General features: G+C 53.8%; 1 protein-coding gene. It reads left to right on the top strand.

The window, feature by feature from the left end; genetic code table 11:
- Positions 1-16: 16 nt before the first annotated feature.
- Positions 17-251, top strand: a 235-nt coding sequence (locus tag UF75_RS26005; RefSeq protein WP_242860443.1) for a 2-oxoacid:acceptor oxidoreductase family protein, incomplete at its 3' end; no start/stop codon positions are given.

Below are 251 nucleotides of genomic sequence, written 5' to 3'. Positions count from 1 at the left end.
TGTGGATCATTCCCAAGTGACCGAAGTGAAGCCACGCAGTCACAATCTGTATTCATTACCGATCACCAAAGCGACCCGCACTCAATTTGGAACCGAACAAAGCGCGAATGTCGTCGCTTTGGGAGTCGTGGCCTCCTTAAGTGGTCAAATCCCTTGGGAGAATGTTTTGCAGGCGGTTCAGCAACGGGCTCCCAAAGGGACGGCGGAGCGCAACATCAAAGCGCTGGAATTAGGGTGGCAGATGGGAGTGG

This window comes from Desulfosporosinus sp. I2 (assembly GCF_000960765.1).
Classification (GTDB): Bacteria; Bacillota; Desulfitobacteriia; order Desulfitobacteriales; family Desulfitobacteriaceae; genus Desulfosporosinus.
The sequence above is the reverse complement of the archived record's forward strand: the minus strand, read 5'-3'. Positions and strand labels throughout refer to the sequence as shown.